This is a genomic window from Methanobrevibacter sp., from assembly GCF_015062985.1.
Taxonomy (GTDB): Archaea; Methanobacteriota; Methanobacteria; order Methanobacteriales; family Methanobacteriaceae; genus Methanocatella.
In genome coordinates, this window is the sequence record NZ_SUTI01000001.1 from 118061 (window position 1) to 136751 (window position 18691).

Annotated in this window: 12 protein-coding genes; 1 reads left to right on the forward strand and 11 read right to left on the reverse strand. The window is 24.8% G+C overall.

The window, feature by feature from the left end; translation table 11 throughout:
- Window positions 1-30: 30 nt before the first annotated feature.
- A complete protein-coding gene (locus E7Z77_RS00655; protein WP_292749038.1) occupies window positions 31-2655 on the reverse strand; it encodes a hypothetical protein in 2625 nt (874 codons plus the stop codon).
- 97 nt (window positions 2656-2752) lie between these two features.
- On the opposite strand from E7Z77_RS00655, the gene E7Z77_RS00660 reads away from it, so the two are divergent.
- Window positions 2753-3166 carry a YkvA family protein gene (locus E7Z77_RS00660; protein WP_292749040.1) on the forward strand — a complete coding sequence of 138 codons (414 nt, stop codon included), beginning with the start codon at window positions 2753-2755 and terminating at the stop codon, window positions 3164-3166.
- Here the strand turns inward: E7Z77_RS00660 and E7Z77_RS00665 are convergent.
- From E7Z77_RS00665 to E7Z77_RS00710, 10 genes are all read right to left on the reverse strand, one after another.
- On the reverse strand, window positions 3163-3993 hold the full coding sequence (locus E7Z77_RS00665) for a hypothetical protein (protein WP_292749042.1): 831 nt from the start codon (window positions 3991-3993) through the stop codon (window positions 3163-3165). The two genes, E7Z77_RS00660 and E7Z77_RS00665, sit on opposite strands and share 4 nt — an antisense overlap.
- Window positions 3994-4087: 94 nt before the next feature.
- The gene (locus E7Z77_RS00670) at window positions 4088-4723 is read right to left on the reverse strand and encodes a hypothetical protein (protein ID WP_292749044.1); all 636 of its coding nucleotides are present in this window, start codon (window positions 4721-4723) and stop codon (window positions 4088-4090) included.
- Between the two features lie 118 nt (window positions 4724-4841).
- Window positions 4842-7316 carry a hypothetical protein gene (locus tag E7Z77_RS00675; RefSeq protein WP_292749047.1) on the reverse strand — a complete coding sequence of 825 codons (2475 nt, stop codon included), beginning with the start codon at window positions 7314-7316 and terminating at the stop codon, window positions 4842-4844.
- Between the two features lie 67 nt (window positions 7317-7383).
- Entirely contained in the window at window positions 7384-11442 is a 4059-nt protein-coding gene (locus tag E7Z77_RS00680; RefSeq protein ID WP_292749051.1) for an ATP-dependent helicase, read from the reverse strand.
- Window positions 11429-12649 carry a hypothetical protein gene (locus tag E7Z77_RS00685; protein WP_292749053.1) on the reverse strand — a complete coding sequence of 407 codons (1221 nt, stop codon included), beginning with the start codon at window positions 12647-12649 and terminating at the stop codon, window positions 11429-11431. The genes E7Z77_RS00680 and E7Z77_RS00685 overlap by 14 nt, the downstream gene beginning before the upstream one ends.
- A 25-nt stretch (window positions 12650-12674) precedes the next feature.
- Complete coding sequence (locus E7Z77_RS00690; protein ID WP_292749056.1) at window positions 12675-14342, reverse strand: hypothetical protein; 1668 nt, start codon at window positions 14340-14342, stop codon at window positions 12675-12677.
- A 209-nt stretch (window positions 14343-14551) separates the two neighbouring features.
- A complete protein-coding gene (locus E7Z77_RS00695; protein ID WP_292749058.1) occupies window positions 14552-15403 on the reverse strand; it encodes a hypothetical protein in 852 nt (283 codons plus the stop codon).
- Window positions 15346-16362, reverse strand: a complete 1017-nt coding sequence (locus tag E7Z77_RS00700) for a VRR-NUC domain-containing protein (RefSeq protein ID WP_292749060.1) — start codon at window positions 16360-16362, stop codon at window positions 15346-15348. The genes E7Z77_RS00695 and E7Z77_RS00700 overlap by 58 nt, the downstream gene beginning before the upstream one ends.
- Window positions 16363-16375: 13 nt before the next feature.
- A complete protein-coding gene (locus E7Z77_RS00705) occupies window positions 16376-17083 on the reverse strand; it encodes a hypothetical protein (protein WP_292749062.1) in 708 nt (235 codons plus the stop codon).
- A 1-nt stretch (window position 17084) separates the two neighbouring features.
- Window positions 17085-18683, reverse strand: a complete 1599-nt coding sequence (locus E7Z77_RS00710) for an AAA family ATPase (protein WP_292749064.1) — start codon at window positions 18681-18683, stop codon at window positions 17085-17087.
- Window positions 18684-18691 lie beyond the last annotated feature (8 nt).

Consider the following 18691-nt stretch of genomic DNA (forward strand, 5'->3'; position numbering starts at 1 on the left):
TTGTTTTTAAAGTAATTTTTCTAAAAAACATCATTTTTTAAGAATTTGTTTTTTGAGCTCTTCAACATCATAATCTTTCTTATTGATCTTACCCAAAGAACTTCTGTTGGTGGTCATTCGATGGAATTGCCTAAGATTAACCTCTTTCACTTCATTCTTATTATTCTTAGAATCATCTTCATCATCTTCTTCATCATCCTCCTTATTATCTAAATTAAATACACCAAGAGTTATTATGCCATTTTTTAACCATATATCAACATCTTTTCTTGTATACAACTCTTTATTGCTTCTAATCAAACTTTCTATAGATGCATTATCATTATCCAATTTTTCCTGCATAGGAATTGCACTAGGCTTCACATATGCCTTATGGAAAACCTCATAAAATTCCTTATATTCCTCATCTCCATCACGACCCTTAAAGTACCATTCGTATATCTCCTCAACGCTACATCTCGCTTTACTCGCAGCAACATTTGATGTTTTTTTATTTTTAACTGTGTCAAGAACAATATTGAATTTAATTAACCTTAATAATCTCTCCAAATCATCTTTACATTCAACATATTCCTCTTCGCTTAATTGAGATTCCTTCATTGCGATTTTATGGTTTTTTCCTTTATCCTTGAGATATACATAGGTTCTCTTTTTAATTTCTAAAAATTCGTTATAAAAATCAGTGAATCTTTCATCTCCTGATTTGCCTAATTCATAATATTTATTTAACTCATTATTATTCAAATCTGATGATTCTAGTGCTTTTCTAATCGGTTTGGATTCAACCACCTTTAAAAACTTAGATAATTTTTTCGGAATGATTTTAGATTCATAATATTCAAATAATGGTCCATACATTCCAGACCCGCGTTCACCCAAATCAATATAGCCAGTTATTGCTTCAACTTTGATTCCGACAGTTTTAGCGATTTCATCCAATGGTTTATTTTGTTTAAAGCCCTTAATAATCAAATCGACAGTGACCTTCATATTCTCATCTTTAAAATAAGAATAAGCAGATCTTGAAAGCCAACGCTGCAAATAGATATCTTTAATGCCAACCCTTTTAATTGCTTCATCATTGGTTTTGCCCAATCGCCTTTGAGTTAAATATTTATCCATTAAAATTCTTGTTGATTTTATGTAAAATTGGGAATTGATATCTGCATTTTCATAAAAGTCATAAAAATCTTCAACAGTTAATTTAGCTTTTGAACATGCTATTTTCAAATCAAAATTAAATAGATATTTAATAAATTCCTTTTTCCTAGAATTTATCTCCTGATTTCTTAATTTTGAAAAGTCATTATCCTTAAAATCTGAAAATTTAATGAGATTTTCATATTCTGTTGGTGTGACACCAGCATATTCAATCACTTCAGGCTTGGTTTTACCGTCTTTAATCGCTTGGGACAACAGATCAATTTTTATTTCTTTTAGCTTTCTTTCGAAATTTCCATCATATCTAATCCAAAAGTCATAAACCTCATCTGAAACATTCAAATTATTTCTTATTTCATCTTCAAGTATACCTTGCCTTGCTAAATTCAGATACTCTTCAATTAACAAATTATTAAATACTTTAAAGGATTCATTATATTGGCCTCTTTGATAATAACCTAAATTAATTTCATACCACCGTTTAAGTTGCTCTTGGGTAATGGTAGAGTAATCAATGCTTTTCCAAATATCCCGATTAGTTAGAAGATAATTTTCAAAAATATATTTAATCTCACGATTGACAATTTTGTAAAATTGATAAAAAGCTTTTTCCCTTCGGCTTCCAAGCTTATACTCGCGGGTCTGCTTTATCTCAGAAGGGGTTAATTTATTCTCCCTAAATTTAGTAATTAGTTCGCAAACAGAAATATAATTATCTATTTTAGTCAGATATTCATCAAGATGCATATTATTAAATCCAATGTTAATACCTTTGACTTCTAGCATCTTTTCTCGAACCATTGAGCTTACCAATTGATTGACATAACCTTCAGGTATGCCATAATCAATAAGATCCTGCTTTTTGAATTGTGAATTCTTACCGAAATGATTTCTAATTGATATGAAATTATTGGCATTATCCATAATGCGATTGCATTTTTCACAGCATAGGGAATAACTGGAATGATTAGGTTCACCACATACAATACAGTAATCATAGTCAATATCAATCACTTCAGAAAAATCAGGAATTTCAATCAAATCCAACTCCCTTTCAGAAGTGTCTATTTCAATAGGCTTAAAGTCAGGAACTCCTTCAGATTTCTCAAAATCCGGATTGAAATCAACATATAATTTTTTAGCAATATAAAACAACTTTTTATGCAATTGCTTGACAATCATAAGTTCGCTTCTTTCCATTTCTTCAATATCATCATGAAGGCGGTTTCTTAGCTGATATGCCTCATAGATCTTATCCTTAAAGCCATACTTAATCTTGCCTTCTCTGTAAACTGCATCCAACTGATAGTAAAAATCTTTCCGTGAGTTAAATTTTTGACCAATTTCTGCCATCAGCAATTCCAATACGCGCTGTAAAAACGGTGTTGCATACTTTTGAACCGCACCGGGTGAATTCTTAACGCTTTCTTCAATCTTAATGGCAGATTTATATAATTTTTTATCGTAATCCTTTAAAAAATCAAAGTTAGACACAGTTTACACCTCCGTATAAATATTGTGTTAATATCTTATTTATAAATTATGAATGTTTAAATATGAGCAAAAGCATATAAATTATCAAGGTGAAATGATGGGAGAGGCTTTTAGAGATTTCTACGACACATTAGTTGAAAACCTGGAAACATATGCCGGTGAATATGAATCATTTATTGACTATGGACCATGTTTATTCAAGTTATTATGCGATTTGCTCAACTGCGATATTGATCACTCTTTAAAGTTGCCAATTTGCGGTGCTATTGCTTATTATGTAACTCCCGACGATGTTATCCCTGAAAATATATATGGTCCCTATGGCTACATCGATGATATATACTTATCAAGCTACGTTTTGAAATTAGTGGCTTCCAAACATGGATATGAATTGATTCAAGAGAGAAGCACACCTGAAATCGAAAACATACTCGATGAATGTGAATCAAAATCCCTTGAAATACTCAATGACGATGAAATTAAAAATATTTTGAATTATATTGGGCTTTAAAGTTTAAATGCCCAATCTTCTGCTTTTGCATACTTATCATCATCATAATTTTCCTTAAAATCATCAAAGTTTAACAGCAATGAATTTCTATCAACATAATTATCTGAATCAATTAAAATCCCATTATAATCACATCTTATTATTGCTTCAATGATATTTCTCAGATTAACAACCTGCATATGGGTGTAATGCTCTTTTTTAATTTTATCTTTACTTGTGAAAAGTTCTAGATAATTATTTTTTGTCAAAATTAATTGAGATTCAATGCCTTTTAAATCAACGATTTCCTCTGGGCTTTTAAGAATGCATGGAGAAAATAATATGGAGTTTGCCATTTTTTTAAATAATATTCTATCTTCATGAACTGCTGATGGATCATTTAAAAATTCTGCCAAATCCCTGTTGGTGAATTTATCGGCAAATAGTCTTAAATCAGACATCCCATATGTTCTTTGTGTAAAGTTCATTGGAAAATAAGGTGTTTTAGGCTTTCCGATGAATCCCATCAAATCAATTTCTATATGCTCTGTGAGGGGATTGACAGTCAGTTGCATGCCTGATTCAAGATAATGATCAAAATCATGCCATTTAGGACTTATGTTTTCATCTGACCCAAACATCTTTTTGTACTCATCCATATCTGTGAAAAGTGGAATGAATTTTTCATCTCCATCCATTGCAAAAATTAGATTTTCTTCAACAGTTGGTGCGATGAATGTTGAATAATTTATCTCTTCCATATAGATGCTGTAATAGTCATAATCACCATCATTGTATTTATCATGTGCATTTAAAAAATGCTTATGAGAAATATAGTCCAAAATCAACTTAAATTCCTCCTTCGGTTAAAATTCCTTGAGCAAACACTCTAATTTGATTAAAATTTACATTTATGGTCATGGTTGTTCCTCCAATTTGGTTTTAATAATAATTTATTCCACAAAGATTTTCATCAGGACCTTCCGGATAGTCATAGCAGTCGAGATAATCACAAAATCCATTATCATTAGGCATATAATCTAAATATGCACATCCGCAAGGTTGTGATGTGAATTGGCTTTCTTTGAGATAAAAAAGTTTCCAAAACATATCCTCTTCATATTGATCATATTCATAATCTTCATATTCGGGTTCATATTTATAATCATAATCATAGCCATTTATCTCAATGAATTTATCTTCTTCCATAGCAGCAATTTGCACTTCAAAAAAATCATTTAAAGCAAAATAATCCAGAACAATTTCAGAATGATTTAATTCATATTCTTCTCGCTCTTTAATCAGTTTTTTATCACGTTCTTTCATGATTAAATCATTATATTCAAAAGGATAATCCAAATCAAAATCTTCTGAATCGTCATGCATTAATTCATAATCATCAATTTGAATTTCATATTGCCTAATTGAAGAGTCGATTTCATCGCATGGAGAATATGGCTCCATTGATAGAAATTTTTCTTCATATGATTCTCTTTCTTCAATCATTTTTTCAAAGCGTAAAAATTCAATGTCATCCATGAAATCTTCATTTAATTCAAATTCATTATACCTATCCATAGTGATGGTCTCCATTATTTGTTGGTTAGATACATATTTTCCGTTGTATCATTAAATGTAAGTTGGATGTTATATATAAAGTTTTTGATTATAATTATCAAATAAAATTTTTTATTATTTAAGATAATCCATTTTTTAAAAATACCCTATTATATAATTCACTGTCAATTAAAGATTTATTTTTCTCTAAAAGAAATTTTAAATTATCTTTGCAAGTATCACAATTATAAATTTGATCATTATGGAGAGCTAGCTCACATAATTTCTTCATTTGCAAATCAGTGAATTCTGATGCATAATTTTTTAAAAATCCTAAAATATGCCTGGCAGTTGAAAAACCAAAAGTAAGTTTTCTTAATTCATTTAATTTATAATCAATTATCATCTGATAAATATACTTTGTTATACTTTCATCAAAAACATCTATATTTTTTATTAAAAAGTTCATAAAATTCTCATCAAAATATGAAACTAAATTATTTTCAATAATCTTTTCACATAATGTGTTGATTTGATCTTCAGTAAACCATTTAGAATAGGCATTTAAGTCAAAAAATAATTGTGAATTGATTAAATCATTATTAGATCCATCTAATAATTTGATTCTACTATCAATAAAATCTTTATAAAATTTTTCATGATTAAAATTTCCTAATTTATCAGTATTAAAATCAAAAATATATTTTAGGTCAGATGAAAAATTACAAATATTAACATTATCAATAACAATCTGGGATAATTTATTTAATTGTTTTTCATTGAATTTATTTGATAAATCTTTTAAATCATGCGTAATCTCTTTAGAATTAAATTTGGAATTTAAATTATTTAAAGTTTGAATTTTGATGTTAATAAGATTAGAACATAATTCTTCATAATATTCAAAATTGTTTTCTTTTAAAATATATGTGAAATCCTTGACAAAACTACATAAATTCACATTTTTGATTACTGTTTCACTTAAATTATTTAACTGACCTTTTGAAAAATTTGTGGTATATGATTTTAAATATCCAAATATATTAAATACTTCTTCACAATTTAAATTAGGATTATCTAATTTATTAATTCCTAAATCAATAATTTTTTTATAATTGATATCAAAATTATCCTCATTAACCTTTAGAATATTATTAAATTGATTATAATCTTCAAAAATGTATTCTCTTTCAATAACACAATTAGACAAGATAGTTATTTGTTCTTTACTAAATTTATCGGCATATTCACATAAATCATTAAATATTAATTGTCGGTCATTGAAATCCAAATCAGTATTGTCTAATTTTTCAATACGAATATTTATAAACTTTTCATAGAATTCATCGAAAAAATTTAAACTAAATTTCTCTTTATTTATTTCCAAAATATAATTTAGTTCATTAAAATACTTAGAAATATTACATTTAAAAATAGCATAGTTACATAAATCTGTTAACTGTTTTTTGTTAAATTTATCAGCATATTCTTTTAAATCATTAAATAATTCATATTCCCATATAAAACTGTTATTATTTAATTTTTGAATATGATTATCAATCAAATCATTATAAAATTCATCAAAAAATTTAGAATCAATATTGTTTTTATTAACCCTTAAAATATGATTGAAATCATCAGAATAATAGGAAATATTGTTTTCCTTAACTAACATATTACGTAATTCAATTAGTTGGTTTTTAGTAAATTTATTAGCATACTCCTTCAAATATGAAAACATGTCATCTATTGAATAATTATCCCCTTTACAATTTTCCAGTATACTATCAACTATTTTTTCATAATTTTCATCATAAAATGTATCATCAAAGTAATTATTATTCAAATCAAGAATTTCATTAAAATATTTAGCATAATGATTCATTTTAGGATTTTTAATCATTATTTCACATAATCTAACTATCTGATTTTCATTAAATTTATCACCATACTCACTTAAATAATTAAAAATTTCCTTAGGAAATTTAGGATTACTTAATTCCAAAGTATTTAATTTATTCATTATAGTTTTTTGGTGAATCTTTAAATTTCGTTTATCTGATTCTTTTGCTAAATCATAATTAAAAATATATAAAATTTCATTATTTTCTTTAATTTTAAATTTTAATTCTTCAAGATATTTAGAATTAAATGATATTTCATTTATTGGATTAGAATAAATCCAATAATATTCATCATCTTCAACTTCCTCAATAAATAAATAACCAGTATTTTTTCCGAAATTGCTTAAACTAAACCAATTTTCATAAATATCCTTAGAGATATTTTCAAGTTTAATAATATCCTCAATAGTTTTGCCATTTTTATAATAATTTAGAATAATATTAATTATCTCTTTTTTATAGCAATCAATTTCTGATTTAAATTTATATTCATATCCTTTTTCTTCATATTTCTCAAGTTCTTCAATTTCTTTATCGCATTTTCGTTGTAATGATAAATCATGACGACGACGCGCATTGTCTCTCTCATCTTTGAGTTCATTAATTTTTAATCTAATTCTAAATTTTCTTCTGGCTGCATTCTTAGGTTCTTCTTCAAGTTGAATACTGATTTTTTCAATTTCATCGTATAATTCGTTTAGCTTATTCATAAAAATCTTTAATGCAATTAATTTATTAATATATGGTCAAATATCGTTTTTAAAATTTATAATAACTTTAATTATTATTACAAAATTTATTATGCTCGCAATAATCACAGTTGCTTTTCTTATCAAATTTTTGATCTAATATCTTTGAGGTTATCTTCTCTAATTCTTTTAATCCAAATTTTTCATATGTATCTTTAATATCAAATGTTTTTATTGAATTGTGATTTAGTGAATGTAATATTATAGAATTCAATTGTTTATCCTTAAATTCCAAATCATCTTTTAATGAAGAATAATAAAAGTGTAAGATCATCTCATAATAATCCATATCAAATATTTTTTCATCGGAACCAATAAATTTAACAATGGAACATCCACCATTTTCATCTTTTACAATTAAATCAATTGTACCAAATACATCACAATTATTCAGATGTTTTAATACCGGATATTCATTTTTTAATATATCATATTTCTTTCCAAATTGGTTCCAATAATTAAGAACATTAGAAATAATTGTTTTATCTTCTTCAAACTGACTAATACTATGGTAATTAAGAATTGTGTTTATCTTCAATTTAATATCATCTTCAGTTAAATTTTTTTGAGAGTGAATGCTGTTTAATAACCTATGTAAAACCATTTCCACATGATTATCATCACTTACTTCAACTGCAAAATTTAAGTCATTAGAAATATAATAGTTGTATGGGCAAACAAGGTAATTATTTATAATATCTTCAAAATATAGTTCAGGAATTCCAGTAATTGAAGAAGATGAATTTGAAGATTCAACTGCAGGTATTGTATTCACATTGTTCAAATTTAAATTTTTTATAGTAACATTTTCATTTTTTTTCATGTCAATTAAACATTGTGGTTTAAAGTAATTTGAAGATAAAATTAAAATTTCCTTTGCTCTTGAAGCAGCTACATATATCATTTTCATTTCTTCCAAATTATGTTGTGTCTTTTCTTCGGAAATATCTTTAGGTTTATACCTCAAAAATTCTATATTCGTATGCCAAAGTCCTGTTTTATATTCCCTTGGAAAATCACCATCACTTAATGAAGCAACAAAAACGATTGGATATTCTAAACCTTTAGATTTATGAACTGTCATGACATGAACTTCATCTTCAAAAGTTTCAGTTTCATCAATATATGAACTATATGATTGCAAAACACCATTTAAATAGTTAAATAAACCCACATAATCATTTGAACCCATAATTTTTTCATAATCTTTAATTAATCTAGAAACCATACTCAAATTCTTTAAAATTTTTATTGATTCGGAAGTATTTTGAATAGAAATTTTATCTATATATCCATTTAACTTTAGTAACTGCTTGTAAACTTCTAATGATGTAGGTTTATACATATTTTGACCAAACATCTTAGATTTGATATCTTTTAATTTTAAAAAGAAATTTATATCATTTTGATTTGAGATTCCTAATTTAATTAAATCAAAATCATCTAAATCAGACAAATCATATGAATTAGTATTAGAAACAACTTCTTTAATGAAAGTTATATCTTTATTAAAAACTTTTTTATAAGAATATAAAGACTTATCGATATTGAAAGCATATTCAACAACATTTTTTTCAAAATTTGACTGAATATTCTTCAGGACATGTTTTGTTTCATCAGATAAACCAAAAAATTCATCATTATAATCAGAAGCAAATCCCTCAAAATTTAAAAAAACATCTGATCTATAAATAAAACTGGTTTTATCATAAGGCATTAAATACCATAACAATAACAAAATTGATTTTATTTCATTTTGTTCTAATAAATCTTTATTTCCTTTTAAGTAAAAAGGTATATTATTTTCTCTAAGAACATTACTAAAGTCCATTGCTTGCTCATTTGTTCTAAATAAAACTCCAATATCACTATATTTTTTAATTTTCTTATCATCATGCAAGCTTTTTATAATCTTAACAATATTTTCATATTCATTAGAAAACCCATTACTTAAATAGTATATTGGGGTTTTATATTGTTTTTTTGCCTTTAATTTTTTAGGGACATTACGTTTACCTTTTATAAATTCTTCATTAAAATCAACAATATCTGATGTTGACCTATAATTAGTATGCAATTCAACATATTCAATGTTTTCACGATTTTCAATATCAGTTATCCGGTCAAAATAGCAAGGTCTAGCACCTCTCCAACCATAAATACTTTGGTCTGAATCTCCAACTATTGTAAATGAATCTGAATTTTCATTCAATTTTTTGTAAATTTGCATTAAATGATGATTTGTATCTTGAAATTCATCAATTAAAATGTTTTTATACGGAATTTCTACACGACATAGAATTTCATAAGTTTTTTGAAGGATTGTATTATCATCACATGTTTTATATTTTTCTAATAAATCATTGTATTTTGGATATGATTCTACAATTGCTATCCATTTTGCATGATAATGAGAATTTCTCCATCCCGCATCATTAATTTGATTAAATGTTGGAAAAGTACCATATTCTTCCTGAAAATTTTTGACAAAATCTTTATATTCCCATTTAATTTTTCTACCGTTTCTACGTCTTAACTCATCAGCAAAATCTTCGGCTACTAATCCAAAGTTAAAATATCCATCATATAATCTAGTAATTAATGATACATCTGAATCATGAGTTTGTGAAAAACCTGTAAATCCTAATTCTTCTCTGTGTTTATTTAAAAATAGGCTTCTTTCACCATATCTTTCTAAATAATTATAAGGTATTATTTCATAATTTGCAATAACATATCTACAAAAAGCATGAACTGTACTAATTCTAATTTGATTAATGATTTCAATATCTAAATCAGTTTCATTTTTTAATCTATTTCTCAATTCATTAGTTGCTTCATTGGTAAATGTTATAACTAATATTGTTGACGGATCAACACCATTTTTAACTAAAAATCTAACACGTTCAATTATCACTCTTGTTTTACCAGAACCCGGACCTGCATTAATTACTAATGGTTTATCTCCCATATAAGTTACAGCAGATTCTTGATCTTTATCTAGGAATATGCTCTTTTCAACTTGATTAATTTTTAGTCCATAATCATCTCTAATGATTTCATATTTCATTAATTTTTCAATATCCCTACCATATTCATCTTTTTCAATAACTGGCTCGTTTTCTAATTCTTTAGTTAATACTTCCAAATCATCAATTAAAAAATTATAAGCTAACTCTCGTATAAGTTTGAAATCATTTTTTTCAAGTTCATTGGATTCGGAAACTAAATTAGATAAATATTCAATAGTAAAATCTTGAGGAAAATCATCTAAATAAGGATATAAATAAGCAATATTATTATTGTTCGCATTTTTTAAATCATCATAAAGTTGATGTTTTACTGAAAAATCAAAAAATGATAAAATTTCTGACATATCTTTTTCTTTGAGAAAATCATTTGTTTTTAAATAATTGTCTAAATCTTCGTGATTTGTTATATATTTTTTATAATCATTTAAAACCTCTTTAAATGTGTTTATATCCAAATAAATTTTATTTAAAGCCATATATTTTGAAAAATTATTTTTATTGATTTCATTTTCATAAATTTTATCAATTAAATTTATTCTTTCATCAACAGTAACTTTTGTAGGTTCTAATGAATTTAAATTAAAATTATATTTTAAATCTTTCAAATAATCATATTTTAAATCATCATCATGAAATTTTTTAAAGCAAAATAACGAAATTTCAAAAAGTAATTTATGTACCTTTTCACAATGAATAAAACCATACTCATAGTAATTTTCACCATGAGCATTTGCATCACCATACCTTTTAACATCAAAACATTTTTCTTTAATAAGTTTATCTATTAATTTTTCATGATAACAACCTTTAATTAACTTAGATAAACCATATTCCGGTAGCAATATATCCTCAGAAGGATATTTGAAAAGTTTTCTAAGGTTAGAATTTGTCTTAGCAAGCTTTTTAATTAGTAATTCACATATTGTTCTTCCAGTTCTTAATGATGTTGTATATAACTTTCCTGAAATAGTATCTTCGAATGCAAGGCACTCCTGATAAATTTGATCAAATTTTTTATCATCACTTAAAAAATCAAATGCACTAATATGACTCATAAAAACTCACCTTCATCAATTTTTTCATTATTAACTCTTCTGTAATTTGGTTGCTTCTTATTTTATTTTTATTAATCAATTCACCTATTTCATCATTGATTCTTTCCTGTTGAGCATCATTTAATAAAGCATCTTTAATTTTTTCACTTTTAATTATTTTATTAAGCATAATTCTAGAATCACTTTGGTTTAATTCAATCTGCCTATAGAATTTATTTTCACAATGCCCAAAAAAAGAATCAAATATGCAATAATCATTTATTTCTGTTTCAATTTCATTAAAAATAACTCCTATTTCATCTGCAGTTAAATTATATTTTTTTGAGATATCCGGAATATTTGTTTTAAGTTTAGATAATTGATTGTGATAATCTTGCCTTATACATTCTTTTTCAAGATAATCTTTTAATTTTAATATTAAAATGTTCTCATCAGAAATTACATCATTTGAAATATCAATTTTAAGTCTATCCAAAATCATCAAAATTATATCATCATCGTATTGATACTTTTTTACTAATCTCTCAAAAGAATGACTTTGAATAAATCTATTTAAAAAGTTATTTAATACATATTGTTTTTTAATAAATGAATATTCATTTAAATAATACTCAACAATATCACTTATTTCACCATTTATATTATCTGAATATATGTCTTTTTCTATCTTTTCCATTAATTTAAACATTTCATAATCAGTAAAGTCATTTGAAATATACTTAAAAATTGGTGATTCCTTAAATTGCTTAAATTCAATTAATAAATTTGGATTATCGGATGTCTGATTAAAATTATCATTTTCTATTTTAGAAATTAGTGTATTAATTGTATCTTCACTACATTCAATAGGTTTAACATCAAATTCACTCAAATTTTCAAATAAAACCAATTCCTCATTGTCCTCTATTTCAATGTTAACAAATGAGTTGGTTAATTCTTTGTTAAATTTTTGTTTAAATAAATTAAAATCCAAATTATAAGATAGATTCTCTAAAAATCCTTCTAAAATATGTAACATATCATTTTCAGAAAAATTATAACAGTACAAGTCTTCATTTATAGCATAATTCCCATTTTCATTTAAATAAAATAAATAATTATTAATTTGACTTTTTAAATTATTGTCAATTTCCAATTCATTTATTAAATTTTTAATTTTAAATATTTTTAAATTAAATTTTAAAGATTTTATCTGATCAATATCCATCTTAACAACCTAAACATAATTTGAATTATTTTTTCATATATTCAATTTTATTATTTCTTATTACATAATCAAACTCTTGAATATAATTAATTGAAGATAATAACGACAACATTTTTTCATCAATTAAAAACAAACGACGATTTGCAAAAATAAATTCTTTATATTCCCTTAAAATTTTAATATTAAATTTTTCTATTTCTTCATAATTCCCTTCAAAATTTTCAAATTTATTTTGAACATCATCTAAAATTGAATTTAATTGTTCTTTTTCTTTTAAAACATTTTTATCATTATTTAATTGTGATATATGGAATTCAATTGACCTGAAAAATTGTTTTTCACAGTCATCTCCTATTTTACTATTAATTTCTGTAAGTTCTTTTTTATAATAAGCAACATTAAGTTTTGATTCATTAAAATCATATTTTTCTAAAAAAATATTTAACAATGCATCATAAAAATTAAAATAAAAAACATTTATAATATCATTTTTACCTACTTTATTTGAAAATACAAGTTCCACATAATCTTTTAGATTTTCATCATCAAAATTATAATTCAAAAATTTATTATACCTTTTTAATTTATTAAAATCTTCTAAATAGATATCAAAAGATTTAAATAAACCATCATAAGAATTACTTAAATCAAAATCAGTTGAAGATAATTTGAAACATTCATACTTTTTGTAAAAACTTGAAAGCATGAATAGTTGCTTTTTACAATATTTATGAATATTTAATAAAATTTTAAATTTATTCAATACAAATTCTTTATTATCACCCATATTAAAATAAGTTAAAATATCATTATCAATTAATTCTGTGTACAATACAGAAATTAATAGTTTTTCGATTATATCTTCTCCTTCACTAACATATTTATGTATTGGAGATTCTTGAGGAATATTTTTTTTATTTAAATTATCACTATTAAAATAAAATCTTAAATCTTCATTTAAAATATTCCTATCCATTTTCTCAATGTATTTTGGATTTTTAGATAACACAGGAATATTTTCCAGGTAATCCATTTCTAGGAGATTATTAAAAATCTTTAAACCAGTTAATATATTCAATTTTTTATTTAATTTAATTAAATCATTTAAATTATCTTTAAAATTATTCGAAACATCCATTAAAATATTATATTCCTCTGATTCAAAAAAATCTCTAGAAAAATAATCCTTTAAAAAGAATATGTAATCTAATTCGTTTACGATATCTTCAATATCCCTTGCAATATTATCAATCGAAGATTTGTTGTATTGATCCAAATTAGATATGGGAAAAATTAATCTTTTATTATTTAATTTGTTGAAATGGTAATCTCTCATTTCTTTGGTTTCATAAGGCGTTAAATTAAAATAAGAATAATCAGAAAGAATATTAATAATTTTTTCAATGTTCTTTTTCTTTTCAAACAATTCATCAATATCATCACTAAAATCAACATTAGAATCTTCAATTAAATAAGTTAAAAATGAGTCATCTTTAATATCAAATTCAAAATCAATAATTAAATGGCTTATATCTAATTTATCAAATAAATTAAACAATTTTGTTCTATCAGGCCTATTATCTGAAATGAATAAAACTGAATGTCCATTAGCTAATAAATTTAAAATAGCCATATGTTCATTATTAACAGACTTTTTTAATCTTGAATATACATCGGGCCACATAAATGCCATATTATTATTAATTTCATCAATTGATATTAGAACCACCAATATTAAATTTAATATGATATTATATTATGTTTAAAAAAATATATATTTTAACATAAGTAAAAAATATTATATATAATTTGTTAATAAAAAAAGAGAAATTTGATAACTATCTAAATAAGAGATATCATAAAAACTCAAATCCTAACTTTTAATCCATCAGATTTAATATTTTAAAATTTTTTTCTTGATTTTTTAAGTTTTATAGCTTGCGGTACTGGTTTATCTGACAAATAACCATTTTTTGCACCATAATTTAAAAATTTACTTTCTAATTCCCTAATTTTTGAAGTTTTGATATGATCATACTTTGATAGTCTCTTTAACCTCTTTAAAAACCAATTCATTTGAGTTTCATCACAAAAAATACCGGAATTAAAAAATGAGATTATTATTTCGGTTTCTTTTTCATACTGTTTATCTTTATGATACACTCTTGCTAACTTCCTATACGGATGATAATCATTTTCAAATAGCACATGTGTCAATAATTTATTGTAAAATTCAATTGCATTTCCATTTTCTTCCATATAAATATATCTGTTGCCTTGTTTTACTAACCTTTGCTTTATTTTTATTTTTTCATCATAAGATAAATTAGTTACATCCATATTCAAATAAGAAGAATCAATGCTTGTATTTAGTGATTTATTTAAATTTATTTTTGAAAATTCTTTTAAATCGCCTTTATAAACTCCACCATACCAATAACAACCACTTTTTGTACATGTAAATATGCTAATATTATTCTTCTTGTGAAGTGTGGTTAATTTTACAGCGCTCCCACAGATTGGACAAGATCTATCCGTATCATATGTAACAATCGATTTTTTATTTCTAAATAACCTGTTTGCTCTTATTTTAAAATCTGTTTTAATGTTAAAAGGAATATCACCTTCATCATTGATAACATGATAAATTAAATCTACTTGTTTTTCAGCATCTTTATTTCTACGATAACATTCATTTAGTCTTTCATAACGTTCAAATGTTTCAACAAGTTCATATTCGTTAATAGCATCCAAATATAAACCCCTTTCTTCAAAATACAACCCCTTGATAAATATCTAAAATTTTTAATTCTTTTGCCTTCTTTTATTGATTTGTTTATTACTGTATCATTAATATTTATATGATTTTCCTTTGAAATTATATTTAAAAAACCAATAAATGTATCTAAATCGTATTTATTTAAAAAATCCAGTTTAATATCTTCAATATGATTATTCTGAAATTTGGCATATGTTTTATTTGCTGTTCTTATTTTATAATCATAAGCTTCCATGAAATTTTCATCATCAAAATAGTCTTCATTGAAATATTTTTCTTTTTCTTCTCCAATCCAAGAAGATTTTTTGTTTACTCCAAAAACACATACATCAATTCCATTATTTAATAAAATTTCATGTTTTTTCACTTGAACTGCGTTTAGAACATCACTGTTTGCTTTGACTTCACAAAAAAAGCAATCTTTCTCATTGAAAACAAATAAATCTGGAAAACCAATATGATTATGTGCATAATCCTGAATCATATCATATAAAATTGATAGGATTTGATCTTTTTTTAGATGATTACAGATTACTAATATTCTATATTTTATCCATTCTTTAATTGGATATCTGTTAATAATAGATTTCAAATCAGCATTTTTTAAATAATTAAATCTATGATTAATTTTATCTTCATAAATCTTAAAAAATTCATTATCATAAAAATGCTTTTTATAATGCTTCTTTTGGGCTAATTTTTCGAATTTTTTAAAAATATCTTTAAAAAGAATTTTAAGTAGGTTTTTCCAGGTGGTATTTTCTGAAAAAAATGCATCATAACCCATAGATCTAAAATATTCAACTGCAAGATATTCACTTGAATAATATTTCCCTTTAAATAAAAACATTGGTTTAGATTTTAACCTTCTGTTAATTTTTGCGTCTATATCAATAAATTCCAATTTTCCTTGTTCAAATTGTTTTAATTGCATAATATCTCATTACCTAAATTAACCTTTCATAACTTAAAAAATAGCTAAACTTGAAACTTGGATAAATTCTATGGTAATCTATAATATTTCCTTTCTCCAATCTTCTGTAATTATTCTCTACCCCAACATCCATAGTCTGGACCCTTTGTTTGGACATATTATGTTTCCTTTTGTCATCATAATGGCTGACAAATACAATCAACTTCTTTTCCACATTATCCAAAAAAGATCGTATATCTTTGATTGGCAAATCATTATCCTTGCAATACTGTTCATATAATGCAGGAATGACAATAGACAATGATTCAATCGGCTTTAAAATCAAGCTAAACTCAACTTCATCCCCATAGTAATTCCTGATTTTGCGCAAATTCTTTTTAAACTTATTTGATACGCAGTCATACTTATTAACATCACTGGCCATTATTTCCAGCATGTCCCTTGCATTGGGATTGTTGAAGTTATGGAACTTGAACTCAATGATGTACAATGTCAATTTGCCGTCAAGGCTTTCCTTATAAAACAGGGCATCAGTGGTTTTTGGAGTGTTCTCTTTTAATAATTCGCAATCCCAGCACATTTCATCAAGAGAATACATTTTAAAGTCATTTTCAATTAAAGATTCACCAAAATCACTCATTGAGATTTCAGTGATGTCTTCATAAAACTTTTCATGGCTTTTAATGAAAGTGATGAATTCCTTATTGGTTAAAGTTTCCATTCTATTCACCCAAATGTTTTTTAAGCCTTAACTGGTCAATCAAATCATATGGTTTTCCCAAATTATCATAGATTCTATATAATTCGTCAGATTCTATTTTAGTGAAATTGTACTTCCCTTCAACTTCAGATTCTTCTGTCAGATAAAAATTAATATCTTCTTGCATGTCATAATACTCTGTGAATGCATCTATTGCCTCTATGAAAAATGGGCTATGTGAATTAAGATAAAGAGTAACATCCAAATCTTTTGCAAGAAGCACCAATATTTCTGCAAATTTGAATTGCCAATCAGGATGTAAATTTACTTCAGGCTCATCGATTATTAAGTATGTGTCTTCTTTAAGCATATTACAAATTAACAAAAGTTGAATAATTCCAATTTGTTTTATTCCGGAAGAGACAATATTTTTATCATTTACATTGAAATTTTCATTATGAAATTTTAAAGACATTGGAAAGCTATATTTATTAATTTCAAACTTTCCTCCGATAATTTCATCAATTTTTTCTAAAATACTCGAAGATTTTTCATTTAATTTAATATTATTTATATCTGCAAATGAAATCTTATTCAGAATATGCTCAATATGCTCGATATTTCTTCCTTTTCCAAAACCCATTAATTCTGTTGAATTATCCCTTAAATCAAAAATAGAAACATTGTCAATATAAAAAACATCATTTATGTAATTATTGTCCTTGAAATAATCTTCTGCAAGCATATATTCAGAATCTGAAGTTTCAATGAAAAATCCGAAATCTATTTTTTCCTTATCAATTAAAGATTCTTTTCTAAATAATTCATGCATTACATGATGCCGACTCAAATCTTCATTTTCAGAAAATAAAAGACGAATTGGGAGATTTAACATTGAAATAACAAATTTATATGAATCAATATTTAGATTTTCTATTTCCTCTTTTAGATTATCTACATTTTTAAAAAATAAGTTGTAATTTTCCATGTTGATATCATTTTTGGAAAGAAAATCTTTAGTATGCTTGACTTTTGACATTTCATAAAAATAACTGCCAATTGAATCAAAAGTATATTCATCATTTGGAAAATTCTTTTTAATTCTCCTATATTCATTCATCCTTTGAATATGCTCATCAAATTTAATTTCAATATATTTTTGAAGTTCAATAATAAAATCGTTATCAAAATCTTTTGCTAGCTGTTTTAAAAACAACTCATAAACAATGCCAATTTCATTTATTAATTCTTCTTTTTTATTGTTTGCATAATCTAAATAGTTTTCAACTACTTCTTTTAATCTCAAGTAACAATCAATTATATCAGAATAATTATCATCATAATCCAATTCTTCAGGAAGTTTAGACTCAACTTCAATGCCATCCTTAATTAATTCATCTCTAATGCAATTGAGATTATCTATAATTTCAGAAACTGCTACTTCCCATCTATCTGAGGAATATGTTTTTAAAAATGTATAAAGTAGTCTACTTGCAGTAGATTTGCCACTCCCGTTTATTCCCCCTACAACATTAATCTTATTAATCTTTATTAAAGCTTCATTAATAGCTCTATGATTTTTTATTCCCATTATTAAATTTGCCATCATTCCAACTTCCAAAAAAATTA

Coding starts and splice junctions, on each gene's coding strand:
- E7Z77_RS00670 (WP_292749044.1), bottom strand. CDS start 4,723: ATGGATAGGTATAATGAATTTGAATTAAATGAAGATTTCATGGATGAC.
- E7Z77_RS00705 (WP_292749062.1), bottom strand. CDS start 17,083: ATGGAAACTTTAACCAATAAGGAATTCATCACTTTCATTAAAAGCCAT.
- E7Z77_RS00675 (WP_292749047.1), bottom strand. CDS start 7,316: ATGAATAAGCTAAACGAATTATACGATGAAATTGAAAAAATCAGTATT.
- E7Z77_RS00700 (WP_292749060.1), bottom strand. CDS start 16,362: ATGCAATTAAAACAATTTGAACAAGGAAAATTGGAATTTATTGATATA.
- E7Z77_RS00685 (WP_292749053.1), bottom strand. CDS start 12,649: ATGGATATTGATCAGATAAAATCTTTAAAATTTAATTTAAAAATATTT.
- E7Z77_RS00680 (WP_292749051.1), bottom strand. CDS start 11,442: ATGAGTCATATTAGTGCATTTGATTTTTTAAGTGATGATAAAAAATTT.
- E7Z77_RS00660 (WP_292749040.1), top strand. CDS start 2,753: ATGGGAGAGGCTTTTAGAGATTTCTACGACACATTAGTTGAAAACCTG.
- E7Z77_RS00690 (WP_292749056.1), bottom strand. CDS start 14,342: ATGGCATTTATGTGGCCCGATGTATATTCAAGATTAAAAAAGTCTGTT.